Source organism: Parabacteroides massiliensis (assembly GCF_900155425.1).
In the GTDB taxonomy this organism is placed as follows: Bacteria; Bacteroidota; Bacteroidia; order Bacteroidales; family Tannerellaceae; genus Parabacteroides; species Parabacteroides massiliensis.
The window spans coordinates 250,892-268,651 of the sequence record NZ_LT700191.1 but is presented as its reverse complement, the minus strand read 5'-3'; the positions used below and the strand labels follow the sequence as shown (position 1 = coordinate 268,651).

The following is a 17,760-nucleotide window of genomic DNA, read 5'->3' as shown; positions in this document are numbered from 1 at the left end:
ATTTAATTCCATAAATTTGCAAATCATAAATCATAAATTTGAAATCATAAATCAATGATCCTGATAATAGACGATGATGCAGCCGTCCGCTCTTCGCTGACCTTCCTGTTGAAACGGGCCGGGTTCGAACCGGAAGCAGTTCCGGGACCGGAAGAAGCGTTGGTTGTCGTACGCCGGATGGCACCGCAACTTATCCTGATGGATATGAACTTTACGCTGACTACCATCGGTGAAGAAGGCATACAACTGTTGAAGCAGGTGAAGATATTCCAACCCGATGTCCCGGTTATACTGATGACGGCATGGGGATCCATTTCGCTTGCCGTGCAAGGAATGCAGGCAGGTGCTTTCGATTTTGTGACCAAACCTTGGAACAATCTCGTACTGCTGAAATCCATCCGCACGGCAATTGAGTTGAACGAGCAGAAAAAAGAACAGGAAAGGCCTTTGAACCGATTGGAGGCCGACAATAAATTTCATTTTGACAAGATCATAGGCCAAAGCGCCCCGCTGATGGATGTGTTGGGAACAGTTTCCCGGATCGCTCCGACCAATGCCTCCGTCCTGATAACCGGTGAGAGCGGAACAGGGAAAGAGCTGATTGCCGAAGCTATCCATACGAACAGCCCGCGTGCGAAGGAACCGTTTGTGAAAGTCAACCTCGGCGGGCTTTCACAAAGTCTTTTCGAGAGCGAGATGTTCGGACATAAGAAAGGTGCGTTTACCGATGCTTACATCGACCGTACCGGACGTTTCGAGATGGCGAACAAAGGAACTATCTTCCTCGACGAGATCGGCGATCTGGAACTGTCCTGCCAGGTGAAGTTGTTACGTGTTCTGCAAGACCAGACCTTCGAAGTGCTGGGCGACAGCCGTCCTCGCAAGGTCGATGTCCGTGTGGTCAGCGCGACAAATTGCAATTTGCGCGAGATGGTGGCCGGGCGCACGTTTCGGGAAGATTTGTTTTACCGCATCAACCTGATAACCATCCACCTGCCTGCGCTTCGCGAACGTAAAGACGACATTCCTTTGTTGGCACGCTATTTTGCCGACAAACAGTCGGAAATGAATGGCTTGCCTGCTGTCCGCTTTTCGTCTGAAGCTTTGGCTTTCCTGCAAAAGCTGCCTTATCCGGGTAATATCCGTGAATTGAAGAATTTGGTGGAACGGACGATGCTGGTGTCGGGCAAGGCCGTCTTGGATGCTTCCGACTTCGAGGCCCAGTGCCTCCATACGACATTGTTGGCAAAGGCTGAAGCAGCTCCTTCGCTTGAAGGGCTGACATTGGACGAACTGGAAAGGCAAACGATTCTTCAAGCGTTGAAGACGCATGCCGGTAATCTTTCGCACGTCGCCACGGCACTCGGCATCAGCCGGGCTGCCTTGTACCGTCGTCTTGAGAAGTATGATATCCCTGTAGACAAATAAATTGTTGGACAGATGAGAATAAGAGGATTGTTTTGGATATTGACTTTCTTGTTGCTGTCCGTATTGGTGATCATTACTTATCATGCTTTTTATACGGAATCGTCTTTCATGTTCTTTTTCGTGGAAGGAATCGTGATCTTGACGATTATCTATTTGTTTGTGTTCTATAACCGTATCATCAAGCCTCTTAATATCATAGGGAATGGTATGGAACTGTTGAAGGAGCAGGATTTCAGTTCCCGTCTGAGCCGTGTGGGGCAGAAGGAGGCGGACCGTATTGTCGATATTTTCAACAAGATGATGGAGCAGTTGAAGAACGAACGGCTGCATCTGCGGGAACAGAACCATTTCCTGGATTTGCTGATCAACGCTTCGCCGATGGGAGTGATTATATTGAGCCTCGACAGGGAAATTCTTTCCGTCAACCCGGCGGCTCATAGGATGCTGGGAATTCATTCTCCGGCGGATATCGTGGGTAAGCGCCTGGCGGAACTGGATTTGCCTTTGGCGACGGAGTTGGAATCGATTCCTTTATACGATTCGCAGACAGTCCGCCTGAACGATGCCAATATATATAAATGTACGCACTCGTCGTTTGTGGATCGTGGTTTTCATCATTCGTTCTATTTGGTGGAGATGTTGACGCAGGAAGTCTTTAAGGCCGAAAAGAAAGCGTATGAGAAGGTGATCCGTATGATCGCCCATGAGGTGAACAACACGACTGCCGGCATTACTTCCACCTTGGACACGCTTGAAGCGACTTTCAGCGAGATGCAGGACACGGAAGATATTTGTGAGGTCTTGCGCGTTTCGATAGAGCGTTGCTACAGTATGAGCCATTTTATTACGAATTTTGCCGATGTGGTTCGCATACCGGAGCCGCAAACTAAGAGACAGCCGCTGAATGCGGTCGTCTTTTCATGCAAGCGTTTTATGGAGACGGTCTGCCTGGACCGGAATATCCGGATCGTGATGGAACTGGATCCTGTTTCACCGGTTGTCAATTTGGATAATTCGCTCTTCGAACAGGTTTTGGTCAACATCATCAAGAATGCATCCGAATCGATCGGTCACGATGGCGTGATCTACATCCGTACCTCCCGTAATCCGGCCTGCCTGGAAATCGCCGATACCGGCAAAGGTATTGACAAGGAGACGGAGGCCAAGTTGTTCAGTCCTTTCTTTTCCACCAAACGCGGCGGTCAGGGCATCGGCTTGATATTTATCCGCGAAGTGCTCCAAAAACACAACTGTTCCTTCTCGCTCAGGACGTATGCGGACGGGCTGACACGGTTCAGGATCCTGTTCGAATAGGTATCGGAAGGAGAATATTGGTTTGACCGGATGGAATGAAAATGAGTAACTGTAATTATATAAACCGAATATTTATGACTGAAAATGTGATTACCGAACTGACTATGCTCGGAACAGGTAATGCAACCGTTACGAGATGCTATAATACCTGTTTTACCATCAAGACCGGAAAAAACATCCTATTGGTCGATGCCGGAGGTGGCAACGGCATATTGGGACAGTTGGAGAAAGCTGGAATTGCTATAAGCGAGATACACGACATGTTTGTGACGCATGCTCATACCGACCATATATTGGGGGCTGTCTGGATTGTCCGTATCGTTATGCAGAAAATGTTGTCCGGACAATATACGGGTACTTTCCGAGTGTATGGGCATGACAAAGTGTTAGAAGTGTTGGATTGGATCTGTCGGAAATTGTTGCCCGCAAAGATCGTCGCATTGATCGGAAACACGGTCGAGTTTTGCGAGGTGAAGGATGGAGAAACATTTGAAGCCGGAGGTTTATGCCTGCAATGCTTCGATATCGCATCCACCAAGGAAAAGCAGTTCGGATTTCGTACGCAACTCCCCGACGGACAGTCTCTTGTATGCCTCGGAGATGAGCCTTATAACGCGATAAACCGCTCTTATGTGGAAGGTGCGGATTGGCTTTTATGTGAGGCCTTTTGCCTGTATGAGGATCGGGAGGTTTTCCAGCCCTATAAGAAGCACCACAGTACGGCATTGGACGCCGGAAGATTGGCTGCGGAATTGGGAGTGAAGAATCTGGTCTTATACCACACCGAAGACCGGAACTTGGACACTCGCAAGCAATCTTATATGCGCGAAGCTGCACAGGCATTCTCCGGAACCGTTTATGTACCGGACGATTTGGAAAAGATTAGCATTTGAATGGTTTAGACATAATTCAGGCACGGATTACACATCGTGAGATCCGTGCCTGAAAAATTTTGGGCTGAATGGGGTTCCATACATTCAAACCTCTTTTACCAAGTTATATCGCTTGCTTATTTCGTTGCGTTGACAGCATCCAGAATTTTTTTCGCATTGGCATTTGTTGCATCCAGAGCGAGAGCTTGTTCCAGGTAACCCTTCGCTTTTGCCATCTGGGCATCTGCTTTTTTCTTTTCTGCAGCGTATTTGTCAGGATCGGATGTCGCAATCGGGTTGGCATCAGCCAGGATTTTTGCGCCGGCATTGTAGAACATGACGCCGAGGCTGTACAGAGCGTTACCTTTATATTGGGCGTTGCTTACGACTAAAACGTCTTTAAACAGCTCTTCCGCTTCTTCTGTCTTGCCTGCTTTCTGGGCAGCCTGTCCTTTTTTCATGCAATAAGCATACAAAAGTTTTTCAAGGTTTGCGTTCTGAGCATTTGCTTTCAGACCGGCTTCAACTGTAGCAGTAAAATCGGCTGCTTTGTCCTGGCTGCGCAAAGACATCGCTTTCCCTACATAAGCATCGTCCGCTTTATAGCCTTTTTGAATAGCCATGTCGTAGAACTTGATAGCATCGTCATACTTTTTAGCATTGTAAGCTGCAAATGCACAGTTAAAGATACGGCTTTCATCTTCATAGTTCGTAAGTTTCAGGTATTCGCTGTACTTTGCTACAACTTCGGGATAGTTTTTTGCAGTCATGGCTGCGTCTCCTTCTTCACGCAGTTTGTCTGCATTCGCATCTTGTGCGAATAAATTGCCTACACTCAGGCAAAAAGCCAGTAATAAGATAATTTTTTTCATGGTGATTAAATGTAATATTTAAATTAGTTCCACTAAGGTAGTAAGTGTAATGTAATAGACAAAAGAATTTTATATTTTTTTGGATTTATAAATAAAACAAAGGCGACCTTTTTAGGGCCGCCTTCGCTTTATTGTTACAGGGCAGGATTATAAACCTTGTCCGTGGCAGTTCTTGTATTTCTTACCGCTTCCACAAGGGCAGGGATCGTTGCGGCCTACGCGTTTTTCGGCGCGAACCGGTTCCTGGCGTTGCTGTTCGCGTGTATCGATCGCATTATTGCCGGAGGGATCCGTTTTCTGTGTCTGATAACGGCTCATGTCCTGGCGGCGTTCGGCTTCTGCTCTCTGGATAGCGATACGTTGGCGGGCAGCCTCTTCCATAGCAGCCTGACGAGCAGCCATAGCCTGTTTTTCTTCTTCGGTCGGCTCTTCACGAACCGGGATCTGGCCGCGCATCAGGACGGCTGCTGTCTTACGGTTCATCATATCTACCATGTTCTTGAACAGGTTATAAGATTCCAGCTTATAGATCAACAAAGGATCTTTGTTTTCGTAGCTGGCGTTCTGTACCGAGTGGCGCAGTTCGTCCATTTCACGCAAATGTTCTTTCCAGGCTTCGTCGATAGTGTGCAAGACGATCGATTTCTGGAAAGCTTTCGTGATGGCTTTGCTTTCCGTTTCGTAGGCTTCTTTCAGGTTACAGGAGACGTTATACATGCGTTTGCCGTCTGTAATAGGGATCATGATGTTTTCATACATCGCACCCTGATGTTCGTAAACCTGTTTGATAACTGGGTTGGCAACCTGAGTCATACGTTCCATACGGCGTTTGAACAGTTGCAGCGCTTCTTCGAACAACTTATCGGCCAACTTGTCGGCTTTGCTGTTTTTGAATTCTTCTTCCGTGAACGGACATTCCATTGCGAAAGTCTTGAACAATTCGAGCTTGAAACCTTCGTAGTCGCCATCGGCATGTTGGTCGACAATTGCAACGGAAGTGTCATAGATCGTATTCAGTACGTCCAGGCCGATACGTTCTCCCATCAGGGCGTGGCGACGGCGGGTATAGATTACGTTACGTTGTGAGTTCATCACATCGTCGTATTCCAACAGACGCTTACGAATACCGAAGTTGTTTTCTTCCACCTTCTTTTGGGCGCGTTCAACGGATTTGCTAAGCATGCTGTGTTCCAGAACTTCGCCTTCCTTGAATCCCAATTTATCCATCAGTCCGGCGATCTTCTCGGATGCGAACAGACGCATCAAATCGTCTTCCAAAGAGACGAAGAATACGGAAGAACCCGGGTCGCCCTGACGTCCGGCACGACCACGCAACTGGCGGTCTACACGGCGGCTTTCGTGACGTTCCGTACCGATGATGGCCAAACCGCCGGCTGCTTTCACTTCCTGCGACAGCTTGATGTCGGTACCACGACCGGCCATGTTGGTGGCGATCGTCACCGTACTGCTTTGACCGGCAGTCGCCACGATTTCGGCTTCTTTCTGGTGCAACTTCGCGTTCAAGACATTATGTTTGATCTTACGCATGGTAAGCATACGACTCAACAATTCGGAGATTTCGACGGATGTCGTACCGACCAGTACCGGGCGTCCGGCTTCGGTCAATCGGACGATCTCTTCGATTACGGCGTTATATTTTTCGCGCTTTGTCTTGTAGATACGGTCGTTCATGTCGTTACGTGCGATCGGGCGGTTTGTCGGGATTACGACAACATCCAGTTTGTAGATATCCCAGAATTCGCCGGCTTCCGTTTCAGCCGTACCGGTCATACCGGCCAGCTTGTGATACATACGGAAGTAGTTTTGCAGGGTGATTGTCGCGAATGTCTGTGTGGCGGCTTCCACTTTCACACGTTCTTTGGCTTCGATGGCCTGGTGCAGACCGTCGGAATAGCGGCGTCCGTCCATGATACGGCCCGTCTGTTCGTCGACGATCATGACCTTGTTGTCCATCACAACATATTCGTCGTCTTTCTCAAACAAGGTGTAAGCCTTCAGCAACTGGTTGATTGTATGTACGCGTTCGCTCTTGACGGAATAGTTGGCCAGCAATTCGTCTTTCTTGGCCTGCTTTTCTTCTTCGTTCTGGATATGTTCCAGTTCGGAAAGCTGGGAGGTGATATCCGGCAATACGAAGAATGTCGGGTCGTCGGTCTTGCCGGTCAGCAGGTCGATACCTTTATCTGTCAATTCGATACTGTTATTCTTTTCGTCGATCACGAAGTACAGCTCATCTGTAGCCTCGTGCATGTGGCGCATGTTTTCGGACATGAAGTATTCTTCCGTCTTCAACATCTGGGCTTTTACACCTTGTTCACTCAAGAATTTGATCAACGCCTTGTTGCGCGGATATCCCTTGAAAGAACGGTACAACTGGATAGAACCTTCTTCCACTTCTTTAGGATCGCTGCTTGCCATTTTTTTCTTGGCTTCGATCAGCAATTTGGAGCAAAGGTCTTTCTGTGCGTTAACTACGACTTCTACATTCGGACGGAATTGTTCGAACAGTTGTTCTTCACCGCGGGGGATCGGGCCGGAAATGATCAACGGTGTACGGGCATCGTCGATCAATACGGAGTCGACCTCATCGACAATGGCATAGTTGTGTTTGCGCTGTACCAAGTCGTTCGGGCTGATCGCCATGTTGTCGCGCAGGTAGTCGAAACCGAATTCGTTGTTCGTACCGAATGTGATGTCGGCATTGTAGGCTGCACGGCGGGCATCGGAGTTTGGCTGGTGCTTGTCGATACAGTCTACTGACAATCCGTGGAACATATACAACGGCCCCATCCATTCCGAGTCACGTTTTGACAGGTAGTCGTTCACGGTTACCACATGCACGCCGTTACGTGTCAACGCGTTCAGGAATACCGGCAGGGTCGCTACCAATGTTTTACCTTCACCGGTCGCCATTTCGGCAATCTTGCCTTTGTGCAGTACGACACCACCGAACAACTGTACGTCGTAGTGGACCATATCCCACGTGATTTCGTTACCGCCTGCAATCCAATGGTTGTGGTAGAGAGCTTTGTCGCCGTCGATTTCCACAAAGTCGTATTTGGTAGCCAGGTTACGGTCAAAGTCGTTTGCCGTTACAACGATCGTTTCGTTTTCAGAAAAACGGCGGGCCGTATCTTTCATGATGGCAAATGCTTCGGGGAGGGATTCTTCCAGCACCACTTCCATCTTGTCCGTAATATTCTTTTCGATCTTGTCTACTTCGGCCCAGATAGCTTCGCGTTCTTCCAGTTCCTTGTTGTCGATGCCTTTACGCAGTTCTTCCACTTTGGCACGTTCATCGGCTACATAATCCTGGATACGCTGTTTGATTTCATCGGTTTTTGCACGAAGCTCGTCGTTCGAGAGCTTTTGGATTGACGGATATACGGCCTTGATCTTATCCACATACGGGGTGATTTCTTTCAGGTCACGCTGCGACTTATTGCCGAACAGCTTCGTCATAAATTCATTAAATCCCATAACTTATTAAATTGACAATTGACAATAGACAATTGACGATGCAATTGACTCTATCAACTGGATGGTTACTAATTTTATTTTGTTTTAATTATATATCAATGGAAGTCTATTTAGATGGAATTGCCAATCGTCCATTGTCCATTGTCAATTCCCTCAACGGCAGGCTGATGGAGGCATTAGGTGGTCTGATCCTCAACACATGGGTTACCGTAGGGGCTACCTCTGTGGCTTTTACTTCGCGGTAGATATGTTCCGGCTTGATACCGTTGCCCATAAACACCAGCGGGGTTATAACTGCATTATTTCGTATTACTTTTACTTTCGCTTTCGGATCGTCGTTGTTGATGGTCCATCCGGGCTGCAACTCGATGATCAGGTCGCCACGGCTCGAAAGATGCGTACCGTGCAAGTATTTGGATGTTTTTTCGTTCCAGTTGCCCGTACGCAGGACGTTCTCGGTCGCAACGAACTGTACGCCGCTGAATTCGCGCAGAAATTCGGCAGCCTTTTCCTGTATGGCAGTCAAGTCCAGCTTTGCGTCTTCTATCGCTTTGCGGTTCAGATAGATCTGGTTGTTATAGAATCCTTTTACCCAATTTGTGTGCTGGCCGTAGATAGCCATCAGATACATATTGAGCAGGGCGACACAGCGTTTCGGGTGGAATTCGCCATTCGTCAACTGCATGCCGTCTGGATATTCTTCTTCGCTCTTGTAATATCCCGAACCGGTAAATACGATCAACGTGTTGTTCAGCCCGACTTTCTTGTCTATCTTGTCCAACAACTGTTCCAGGTCCTTATCCAGCTGATAATAGGTGTCTTGTATCTCGCGGGTATATTCCTTATGCATGTTGCCGCGATAATTGCCTGCATAATAAGTAATGGCAAGCATATCCGGGCAAGAACGCGTACCGAAAGCCCCATATTCGAGGAACTGAAGCGCCAGACGGTTGATTTCCTTATTGATGAAAGGCGAGGTTTTCAGATTGAAGAAACACTCGTTCGTATTTTCCTTGAATGTGTATTTGAATGGGATTTCATCCAAAATGTACGGGAATGCGTTGAACTTGTCCGGTGACAGGGACGGCGTCCAAGCCATCTGCTCCAAACGTGCCGACAAGGATTCCGGGCCGTTGTTGTAGCGGTCCACATACCAGGGAAGCCCTTTGTAGAAAGTCGTTGTCGCCCATTTGCCGTTGTAATCGTCCATCCAGAAAGCGCCGTTTGCCGCATGTCCGGCAGAAAGGATCGCACTTTCGGGGTTGGGGGCTATGGCATATACATCGCTTCTGCCTTTGGAAGCGATTTTCAGTTCGTCTCCGATCGTGGAGCTGATCAGTTTCCGAGGAGAATAATGCTCTTTCGTATAGTTTCCGAGATAGTCCGGGTCATATAAGACCGAAACTTCCTTTTCCTTGTCAAAATCGTAGATATTCTTTCCTGATATCCCGCTGAAATTCGGGTTGCTTCCGGTGAACAGGGTGGCAAAGGCACTGGCTTCGTCGATGTCTGAGAATTCGAACCGGATGTTGTTATACACCAATCCTTCATTCATCAACCGCTTGAAACCGCGCTCGCCGAATGTGTTGTAAAAATATTCTATATAATCGCCCCGCAACTGGTCGACAGTGATACATACGACCAATTTGGGCGTGCTTTGTTGAGCCTCCAGATTGGTTGCTGCCAGAATAGCGATGAGCGATGTTAGTATTTTCCGTACCCGATGTTCCATATTTTTCTGTAAACGCCATATCCCGAACGTAGCCAAAGGCTCATTACCAACGGGATAAATGCTGTGTTTAAATGCTGCGGAATGAAATGCCAACCAGCCAACATCAGCATAAGCGCCGCAAAGTTAATAAAATGATAATAATATGCGGCCTTTCTTAACTTTTTTACTGTAAACAAAATAACAGCTACCAAGTCAAAAGGTTGCAACCAAATGATATTCCAGTTCGGGCAAACGCATGGATGTGTCGAAACGAAGCTCAGGAAAAACAGTACGACTCCTGCTATTCCTGCTGTGAAAAACAAGATGCAATCAACAATCCTGAAATAGGATTTGCGTCGCCATTCAACGAATGTGACAGCCAGTATGATGAGGAAAAAGCTCCAGCAGCAAACAAGCGGCGTAAAGAAACCCGTGTCCGGTTTTACTTCATCGGTGAGCCCGTTTATCAATGTTTGGGTTGAACTTACCAATTCCTTTCGGGAACCGTCTGCACCGGTAATGGTTGCCGTACCGAACGCTTCTTTCAGGTAGGGCGGTAGGAACATCATTTCATGGGAAGTCGCGATCCGGTCGGTCGGGCTGCCCAGTGCCAGGTCGCATCCGAACGTAAGCCAAGGTTTGTTGCGCGTACAATAATTGATAAGATCGCGGAACGTCTGCTGCTTGAATGGTGCGTTATAATCTATTTCCCCTCCTGCCAGCTTTTCGATAATGGCAGCGGGACGTGTCGCACAATTGTCGAAAAAGAAATTATAGCGGTATACGCGGTTTTCCGGTAGGTTATTGATCATCAAGGCTTCCCATATCCGTGCTTTTCCTGCGGAATCGATATCCAGGATTTGTTCGGTGACTTCGCTTCCCCGCATCTCATATTCGATCAGAAAGTCGCGTGTATATTGCGCTGCGAGCCTGTAATCGGTTTCTCCTTTTGCAAACCGGTAGATGAAGTTCGGTTTCGAGAAGTCGAATATCCCGTAATTAAATACGGTATCGAGTTTTTTCGACGCATCTCTTACCCGCAAAGCTGTATGTCCGTAGACCGTGTACACTTCGTCTTCCGATGGCGAAACAGTCAATAGACTGATCTCGGCATCTTTGCTGAGCTGCGGGAATTGCGCCTGAAGCGAGGCCGCTGTGAAGAGTAGAAAGAGCAGGAATATATTTTTTTTCATAAAACCGAAAGTTGTTATTAGCCAGTCGACAATTGTCGGCAAACGGCTCGTTGAGCTACAAATATACGACAGATCGGAGGAAAATGTACAGGAATGGGCAAATAATATTTCTTCTTGATTCACGTTCTTTATAAAAAAGAAGAGAGGAATATGAATATGAACAATCTGTTTTTGAAGGGAACAAAGTTTGCCGTTTTTAGTGTATGTGTAGTGATGATGGCGTTAGGAAAGGAGGTACAGGCCCAATCGCCCGTTTCTTTCCAAGCAAAAGCAGGAGTTGGAATCGCCAGTTTCTGGGGAAAGAATACGGAAGGAAAGGCCAAATTTGCCTATAAAGCCGGAGCTGGAATGGATTATGCTTTTAATAAGGTTTGGTCTTTGCAGCCTTCTTTGAATTTTGTTTCGAAGGGTTATAAGGAAGAGGAGGCTGGTATTGGCAAAGCATCAATGAATGAACTTTATCTGGAACTTCCGATTATGGTTGCGGCTTGTTTGAATTTTACGAAAAACTCAGGATTGCTTCTCTCGGCAGGGCCTTATGTGGCTTATGGCATAGGCGGAAAAACCTCTGTTGTCGTTGAAAAAAAGATACCGACGATAGTCGGTTTCGAGACAGTGGAGGATGAGTATAAGTTGGGTACATTTGGCCATATAGACGATGGAAAAATGGGGAATAAGCGTTTTGATGCAGGGGTAGGTTTGAGTATAACTTATGAGAATCGGAATATCATTTTAGGTTTGGAAAGCCAGTTGGGTTTGATCAATGTAAATGACAAACTCAAAGAAGTTGCGGAATTTACGGGTCTGGACGACTTTGCTGCAAAAAACATATCAGCTTTTGTTACGATCGGATATAAATTTTAGGGCTGCTGTCAAATGTCATTTTATCATCATTATGAGGGTAAAACGCAACACTTTGTAGTGTTAAAAAATATTACCCTTGCTACTAATTCCCCAAATATGCCCTACTAATCCGATTTTGCCGGGGTAGTGGTGACATTTTGATTAATCATACTGGATGCTCGGTTTCTCAAACAAGCGGTTTTTAATATGAAATTAATATCGTTTTCTTTTTCTCGTTTGATAAATAGGGTTAATTTTGCAACACAGAAAAAATCTCACAATTATCCGCTATGCATGAGATATCAGAAGAAAATCTATGGCTGTTATGTTTGAAAGGAGACAGGCAAGCATTTAAAGAAATGTATTGTCGTTTTTATTCCTTGCTTTATCATTATGGTCTGAAATTGGTATCTGATGAAGAACTGGTAAAAGATTGCATACAGGATATATTCATAAAGATCATCCAGAATCATTCGACCCTTTCTCCGACGCTGAATCTCAAAGGATATTTGATAAAGACGTTGCGAAACAAAATATTCGATACGCTCGAGAAGGAAAGAGATTCGGATGTCCTTGACGACTATGCGGACAAGTTTGTCGCCGATGATGTCTTTGCAGACGGGGATGAATCGGATTTTCACGCTAAACTTCTCATGCATGCTTTTTCCGAATTATCTCCTCATCAACAAGAAATCATCTACCTTTATTATGTGAACGAGCTGAAGCACGAAGATATAGCCGAGATATTAGAAATAAATTATCAGTCCAGTAAGAATTTGTTATTCAGAAGTTTGTCAAAACTGAAGAAAGTTTATCTTGAGAAGAAAGGATTTTTTTCAAAATAGTGCTGAAAAAGTGAGTACCGGAATCTTTTTTACCCGTAATAAGAATAAAAACGTGAATCGTGAATAGAGAACAAGACATAAAAGACAAAGAGTCGTTTTTCCGGGCAGGGCAGAAATTGCTGGAAAAAGTGCATGAGGCGGAATCAACCGACCGTGCCGAAGTTCTTTTGTCTTGGGAGGAAGTAGAGAAAAAGCTGGCAAGCAAACCTTCGCATAAATTGCGGATCCGATACGTGCTTTCGGCTGTCGCTGCTTCTGCAGCGATTCTGTTGGCTATCGGAATGAGCCTGTGGAAAACCGCAGAGGAGCCGGCTGTATCCGTAAGTATGTTAGAACAGGAAATTCCGGTGTTGCCGGACGATGAAGTAGTCCTGTTTGCCCGCAACGACCGGATGCAATTGAAAGACGAGTCTTCCGTAAGATACGGTGAGGATGGCAAGCCGGAGGTGGAAGGCCAGGTTGTGAAAACAATTTCCGGACAAGAAAAAGAGAAAGACGAAGAGGTTGTCAACCAGATTGTTGTCCCTAAAGGACGGAAAGTTGATATCACTTTCTCCGACGGGACGAAAATGTATGTCAATTCCGGTTCGCGGGTGATCTATCCGGCTCTGTTCGGGAAAGACCGGCGTGAGATAATAGTGGAAGGGGAAGTCTATCTGGATGTTAAAAAAGACCCCTCACGTCCTTTTATCGTCAAAACGAAAGGATTCGAAGTGAAAGTGCTGGGAACCCAGTTCAATATATGCGCTTATAAAGAAGATGCAGCAGCCTCGGTTGTATTGGTGGAAGGCAAAGTGGAGGTAGAGACGACCGATAGAGAAAAAACGGTCTTGAAACCTAATCAATTGGTTTCCATACAAGAAAAAGGCTTGGATATAAAGGAGGTGGATGTTTTCGGATATATCTGTTGGAAAGACAATATGATGTTGTTGAACAACAGGATAGCAGGAGAGGTGTTCGACCGGTTGTCCCGGCATTACGGATGTCGCATCCTGTATGACGATAATATCAAGGATATTCCGATCTCAGGAAAATTGGATCTAAGGGAAAAACCGGAAGACGTGGTCAATATTTTGTGCCAGTCTTTATATCTTGTTTATAAAGTAGACGAAAACAAAAACATAATCATTTCGAAAAAATAAAGCTTATGTGAACTCTTTTTTCAGAAAGAATGATTGTGAATTTTATAAATCCTGAAGATAACATGAAAACACGAACAAATATTTATGCAACATTCCTCCTGTTGGGGTGTGTGGCTTTTTCTGCCGAGGCTTCTTATACAGGGCATGTATTTATTGATAAAAACAAGAACGGGATTTTCGATAAGGGAGAGAAACCGTTATCCGGTGTGATGGTTTCGGACGGATTGCATGTCGTCAGGACAGCACGCGACGGGTCGTTCGATTTGCCCGGCCATGAGAAAGAACGGTTTATTTTTATTACGACTCCTTCCGGTTTCAAGACCGATAATGCTTATTATCGCCGGATCGGCGAGGAAGGACAAACGTATGATTTCGGGGTTGTACCTTATGAAGCTCATATCCGAAAAGACGGAAGCCATCGGTTCGTACATATCTCGGACACCGAAATACACGGTTCCGTATCGAATGACGAACATTCCGACTGGGTGCAGAACCTTCGTGATTATGCCGCCAATGAAGAAGTAGCGTTCATCATGCACGGAGGGGATATCTGCTACGAGAACGGGTTGAAAAACCATATCCGTTTGATGAATACGGCCAATATGAATGTCCCGGTCTTTTATTCGATCGGGAACCATGATCTGGTAAAAGGAAAATATGGAGAAGAACTGTTCGAACAGCTTTACGGACCGGTCTATTATTCGTTCGATGCCGGGAACGTCCATTATGTCGTGACTCCGATGATGGGAGGCGACTATCCGCCTTCTTATCGCCCGGCTGATGTTTACGAATGGCTGGAAAACGACCTTGCACAAATACCGGCAGGAAAACCAATAATTGTATTCGGGCACGACTTGCCTGTGACCGGCGACTCTTTCGTCTTCGACATGGGTGAAGGCAGACGGCTCGATCTGGATAAACATAATCTGAAAGCTTGGTTATACGGGCATTGGCATATCAGCCATGTACATAAACATAAGCATGCTTACAGCATCGGTTCTTTAACGCCTATCCGAGGAGGAATCGATCATTCGCCGGCTTCTTTCCGTATGATGGAGGTAAATGCACATGGCGATTTTTCGTCCGAATTGCGTTATCCCTATATCGACAAATCATTGCAGATCGCATCTATTGATAATTTGGAAGCACCCTGCACGCCATCGGGAAATGTACAGTTGGCTGTCAATGCCTATTCGACCGTGTCACCGGTAAAAAAAGTTACGTATGAATGTCGGGTGGAAGGTAAGAATATCCTGACGGGAAAAATGTTGCAGCAACAGACCGACTTTGCCTGGTTTGCCGAAATTTCCATGACTCCCGATCGGATCGGCCGGGTTATGACTGTCCGGGTTATGGCGGAGTTCGGCAACGGAGAGATCGCCTGTGCAGAACGTTCGTTCACATACCGCCCGTCCTCTTCTCTTCTTCGTTTGCAGCAGGACTGGACGAACTTATTGGGTAATTCCCGGCATTCCGGAATATGCGAAAACGTTTGTCCGGATTCGTTACGTCCGGTATGGATACGGAATGTAGGGTCTAATATTTATATGTCTTCTCCGATCGTTTATAAAGAAAACGTCTATGTGGCTTCTGTCGACGAGAACGGGAAAGGACAGGCTTCGGTGACTTGCATGGATGCTTCCACGGGCGAGGTCCGTTGGAAATATGCCGTACGCAATTCGATCAAGAATACGATTGTCGCTTCCGATGGATTGATTGTAGCACAAGATGTTGATGGAAATTGTTATGCGCTGGATGCAGTGTCCGGAAAGTTGGTTTGGGAGAAGAAATTAGCGATAGAAAAAGTACTGCCTTCTTTGATCGAAGGGTTGGTAGTCGAAAAAGGTATCGTCTATGCCGGTTCGGGAAAGGGACTTTGTGCGATCGATGTGAAAAGCGGAAATGAAATTTGGCGGAATAAGGACTGGAATCAAAACCAAGGATCGACCGCAACCATGTCTTTGGATAACGGAGTCCTGATCAGCAGCTCACATTGGGGAGCATTATACGGCAATGATGCAGCAACCGGTAAGAAGTTATGGAGCATGGAGAAAAACGGGATTCGGCATCGTTCCTCTTCGGCAGTCATGCAAGGAAATGTCTTTTATCTTGCATCGGACGAATCGTTGTTCCTGATGGAAACGAAAACCGGGCGGATATTGATGCAAAAGAAATTACCTTTCAGCGTGAATGTCGCCTCTTCTCCGCTCGTAACAGATAAGGAACTCATATTCGGGACGGCCTCGGAAGGTATTGTCGCCCTGGATCGGGAGACTTGGACGGAGAAATGGCGGTATCGTACAGGTGAGTCGATGATCTATACGGCTCCTTATTTCCGTAATCCGTCCGCAACGGTCGAGGCGAGTCCCGTACTGGTCGGAAACATGGTGATTGCCGGAGGAGCAGATGGCGTACTTTATGGTCTGGATAAAGAAAGCGGGGCGCTCTTATGGCGCCATAGAATGGGTGCTCCTGTTTTGGCATCCGTGGCTGTGTCCGGCAATAGGTTGTTTGCTGTCGACTATGGAGGCTCTGTTTATGCGTTTGATTTGAAGGGAAAATGAGTTCTGTAGCCAATTGTTGGAATAAATAAATTCCTTGTTAGGCAGATACGCACCGCAAATGAAGATTTTGTGGCATATGAAAATGATCTCCTGTAGGGGCGGGGTTCTACTCCGCCCAATGTAATCAACCTTTCCTATATAGAAATCCGATGGGCAGAGCCCTGCCCCTACAAAAGAGTAATATTGAAGCGTGGGAGTCCTAAGAACTTCTGCTACAAGACTCGTCTTATTTTCTTTGCTTGTGCAGGCATTAAAAATCCATATATTCATTCATGAACAAAATGTTGGTTGGAGGCTTGTTTGAATTGAAGAAAATATATTTTGAAAAAAAATCCGAAAAAGTGAGTACCAAACTCTTTTTTGTCCGTAATAAGAATAAAAAAGTTAATAGTGAGCAGAGAACGGGATATACAAGATAAGGATTCCTTTTTTCAGGCTGGAAGATATTTGCTGAAAAAAGTGCATAAGGCTGAATCTGTCGACAGCAAAGATGTACTTTTGTCTTGGAAAGAAGTTGAGAACCGGCTTGAAAGTAAACGTTTGCAAAGGTTACGAATCTGCTATGCTTTTTCGGCAGTGGCTGCATCGATTGCTGTTTTATTGGCGATGGGGATTGGTTTGTGGCAATCCGGTAGAGATGAATCTTCCGTATCATTAAGTTTGTTGGAGGATGTTCCGGCTTTGCCGGTAGACGAAGTCATTCTGTTTGCCCGTAATAACAGGATGCAACTAAGAGATGAATCATCCGTGAAATACGGGACAGACGGACAGCCGGAATTAGATGATCAGGTCATAAAGGAAATCCCTGAACATAAAAAGGACGCTGGCATAAATGATATAAACCAGATTATCGTCCCCAAAGGTCGGAAAGTTGATATCACTTTCTCGGACGGAACAAAAATGTATGTCAATGCAGGTTCTCGTGTGATTTATCCTGCTCTTTTTAAAGATGACAGACGTGAGATTATCGTTGAAGGGGAAGTCTATTTGGATGTAAAGAAAGATCCTTCGCGCCCTTTTATCGTCAAAACGAAAGGATTCGAAGTGAAAGTGTTGGGCACGCAATTCAATATCTGTGCTTATAAAGAAGATACGACCGCATCGGTCGTTTTGGTGGATGGGAAGGTAGAAGTGGAAACCACGAATAAGAAAAAATCAATTCTGTCTCCCAATCAATTGATTTCGATAAACGATGAAGGATCGTATATCAAAAATGTGGATGTATTCGAATATATCTGCTGGAAAGATAATATTATGCTATTGGATGGCAGGATGGCTGGAGACGTTTTTGAAAGATTGTCTCGGCATTACGGACGCCGGATCGTGTGTGATAAACAAATAGAAAACATTCCGGTTTCGGGAAAATTGGATTTAAGGGAAAAACCTGAAGATGTGGTCAATATCTTATGCCTGTCTTTATATTTGACTTATACCATGAATGAAAACAAAGACATAATCATATCAAAAAAATAAAA

The 17,760-nt window shown here is 45.9% G+C and carries 12 protein-coding genes; 8 read left to right on the top strand and 4 right to left on the bottom strand.

Going from position 1 to position 17,760, the window contains the following annotated elements; translation table 11 throughout:
* Positions 1-54 precede the first annotated feature (54 nt).
* The 3 genes from BQ9893_RS12150 (at position 55) to BQ9893_RS12140 (ending at position 3,635) form a co-directional block, all read left to right on the top strand.
* Positions 55-1,428 (top strand): sigma-54-dependent transcriptional regulator, encoded by a 1,374-nt coding sequence (locus BQ9893_RS12150; RefSeq protein WP_075966280.1) that lies wholly within the window; start codon positions 55-57, stop codon positions 1,426-1,428.
* Between the two features lie 12 nt (positions 1,429-1,440).
* Positions 1,441-2,742, top strand: a complete 1,302-nt coding sequence (locus tag BQ9893_RS12145; RefSeq protein WP_075966279.1) for a sensor histidine kinase — start codon at positions 1,441-1,443, stop codon at positions 2,740-2,742.
* Between the two features lie 74 nt (positions 2,743-2,816).
* Complete coding sequence (locus tag BQ9893_RS12140; protein ID WP_075966278.1) at positions 2,817-3,635, top strand: MBL fold metallo-hydrolase; 819 nt, start codon at positions 2,817-2,819, stop codon at positions 3,633-3,635.
* A 116-nt stretch (positions 3,636-3,751) separates the two neighbouring features.
* Here the strand turns inward: BQ9893_RS12140 and BQ9893_RS12135 are convergent, their stop codons facing one another.
* The 4 genes from BQ9893_RS12135 to BQ9893_RS12120 all read right to left on the bottom strand — a co-directional run bounded on the left by BQ9893_RS12135 (position 3,752) and on the right by BQ9893_RS12120 (position 10,891).
* The gene (locus BQ9893_RS12135; protein WP_075966277.1) at positions 3,752-4,486 is read right to left on the bottom strand and encodes a tetratricopeptide repeat protein; all 735 of its coding nucleotides are present in this window, start codon (positions 4,484-4,486) and stop codon (positions 3,752-3,754) included.
* 147 nt (positions 4,487-4,633) lie between these two features.
* Positions 4,634-7,987, bottom strand: a complete 3,354-nt coding sequence (secA, locus tag BQ9893_RS12130) for a preprotein translocase subunit SecA (protein ID WP_075966276.1) — start codon at positions 7,985-7,987, stop codon at positions 4,634-4,636.
* A 106-nt stretch (positions 7,988-8,093) separates the two neighbouring features.
* Positions 8,094-9,719, bottom strand: coding sequence for an alkaline phosphatase family protein (locus BQ9893_RS12125; RefSeq protein WP_075966275.1), 1,626 nt, complete (start codon positions 9,717-9,719; stop codon positions 8,094-8,096).
* On the bottom strand, positions 9,692-10,891 hold the full coding sequence (locus BQ9893_RS12120) for a lipoprotein N-acyltransferase Lnb domain-containing protein (RefSeq protein ID WP_075966274.1): 1,200 nt from the start codon (positions 10,889-10,891) through the stop codon (positions 9,692-9,694). Before BQ9893_RS12120 ends, BQ9893_RS12125 begins: the two co-directional genes overlap by 28 nt.
* A 150-nt stretch (positions 10,892-11,041) precedes the next feature.
* Between BQ9893_RS12120 and BQ9893_RS12115 the strand changes: the two genes are divergently transcribed.
* The 5 genes from BQ9893_RS12115 to BQ9893_RS12095 all read left to right on the top strand — a co-directional run bounded on the left by BQ9893_RS12115 (position 11,042) and on the right by BQ9893_RS12095 (position 17,758).
* Positions 11,042-11,755, top strand: coding sequence for a porin family protein (locus BQ9893_RS12115; RefSeq protein ID WP_081415451.1), 714 nt, complete (start codon positions 11,042-11,044; stop codon positions 11,753-11,755).
* A 269-nt stretch (positions 11,756-12,024) separates the two neighbouring features.
* Positions 12,025-12,579 carry an RNA polymerase sigma factor gene (locus tag BQ9893_RS12110; protein ID WP_075966273.1) on the top strand — a complete coding sequence of 185 codons (555 nt, stop codon included), beginning with the start codon at positions 12,025-12,027 and terminating at the stop codon, positions 12,577-12,579.
* A 59-nt stretch (positions 12,580-12,638) separates the two neighbouring features.
* Positions 12,639-13,721 carry a FecR family protein gene (locus tag BQ9893_RS12105; protein ID WP_075966272.1) on the top strand — a complete coding sequence of 361 codons (1,083 nt, stop codon included), beginning with the start codon at positions 12,639-12,641 and terminating at the stop codon, positions 13,719-13,721.
* A 62-nt stretch (positions 13,722-13,783) separates the two neighbouring features.
* Entirely contained in the window at positions 13,784-16,285 is a 2,502-nt protein-coding gene (locus BQ9893_RS12100; protein ID WP_075967355.1) for an outer membrane protein assembly factor BamB family protein, read from the top strand.
* A gap of 390 nt (positions 16,286-16,675) precedes the next feature.
* A complete protein-coding gene (locus tag BQ9893_RS12095; protein WP_075966271.1) occupies positions 16,676-17,758 on the top strand; it encodes a FecR family protein in 1,083 nt (360 codons plus the stop codon).
* Positions 17,759-17,760: the final 2 nt, after the last annotated feature.

What these genes read in the sequence shown, in the direction of transcription:
- BQ9893_RS12120 (WP_075966274.1), bottom strand. Translation starts at nt 10,891, where the DNA reads ATGAAAAAAAATATATTCCTGCTCTTTCTACTCTTCACAGCGGCCTCG.
- BQ9893_RS12100 (WP_075967355.1), top strand. Translation starts at nt 13,784, where the DNA reads ATGAAAACACGAACAAATATTTATGCAACATTCCTCCTGTTGGGGTGT.
- BQ9893_RS12140 (WP_075966278.1), top strand. Translation starts at nt 2,817, where the DNA reads ATGACTGAAAATGTGATTACCGAACTGACTATGCTCGGAACAGGTAAT.
- BQ9893_RS12135 (WP_075966277.1), bottom strand. Translation starts at nt 4,486, where the DNA reads ATGAAAAAAATTATCTTATTACTGGCTTTTTGCCTGAGTGTAGGCAAT.
- BQ9893_RS12150 (WP_075966280.1), top strand. Translation starts at nt 55, where the DNA reads ATGATCCTGATAATAGACGATGATGCAGCCGTCCGCTCTTCGCTGACC.
- BQ9893_RS12145 (WP_075966279.1), top strand. Translation starts at nt 1,441, where the DNA reads ATGAGAATAAGAGGATTGTTTTGGATATTGACTTTCTTGTTGCTGTCC.
- BQ9893_RS12110 (WP_075966273.1), top strand. Translation starts at nt 12,025, where the DNA reads ATGCATGAGATATCAGAAGAAAATCTATGGCTGTTATGTTTGAAAGGA.
- secA (WP_075966276.1), bottom strand. Translation starts at nt 7,987, where the DNA reads ATGGGATTTAATGAATTTATGACGAAGCTGTTCGGCAATAAGTCGCAG.
- BQ9893_RS12115 (WP_081415451.1), top strand. Translation starts at nt 11,042, where the DNA reads ATGAATATGAACAATCTGTTTTTGAAGGGAACAAAGTTTGCCGTTTTT.
- BQ9893_RS12125 (WP_075966275.1), bottom strand. Translation starts at nt 9,719, where the DNA reads ATGGAACATCGGGTACGGAAAATACTAACATCGCTCATCGCTATTCTG.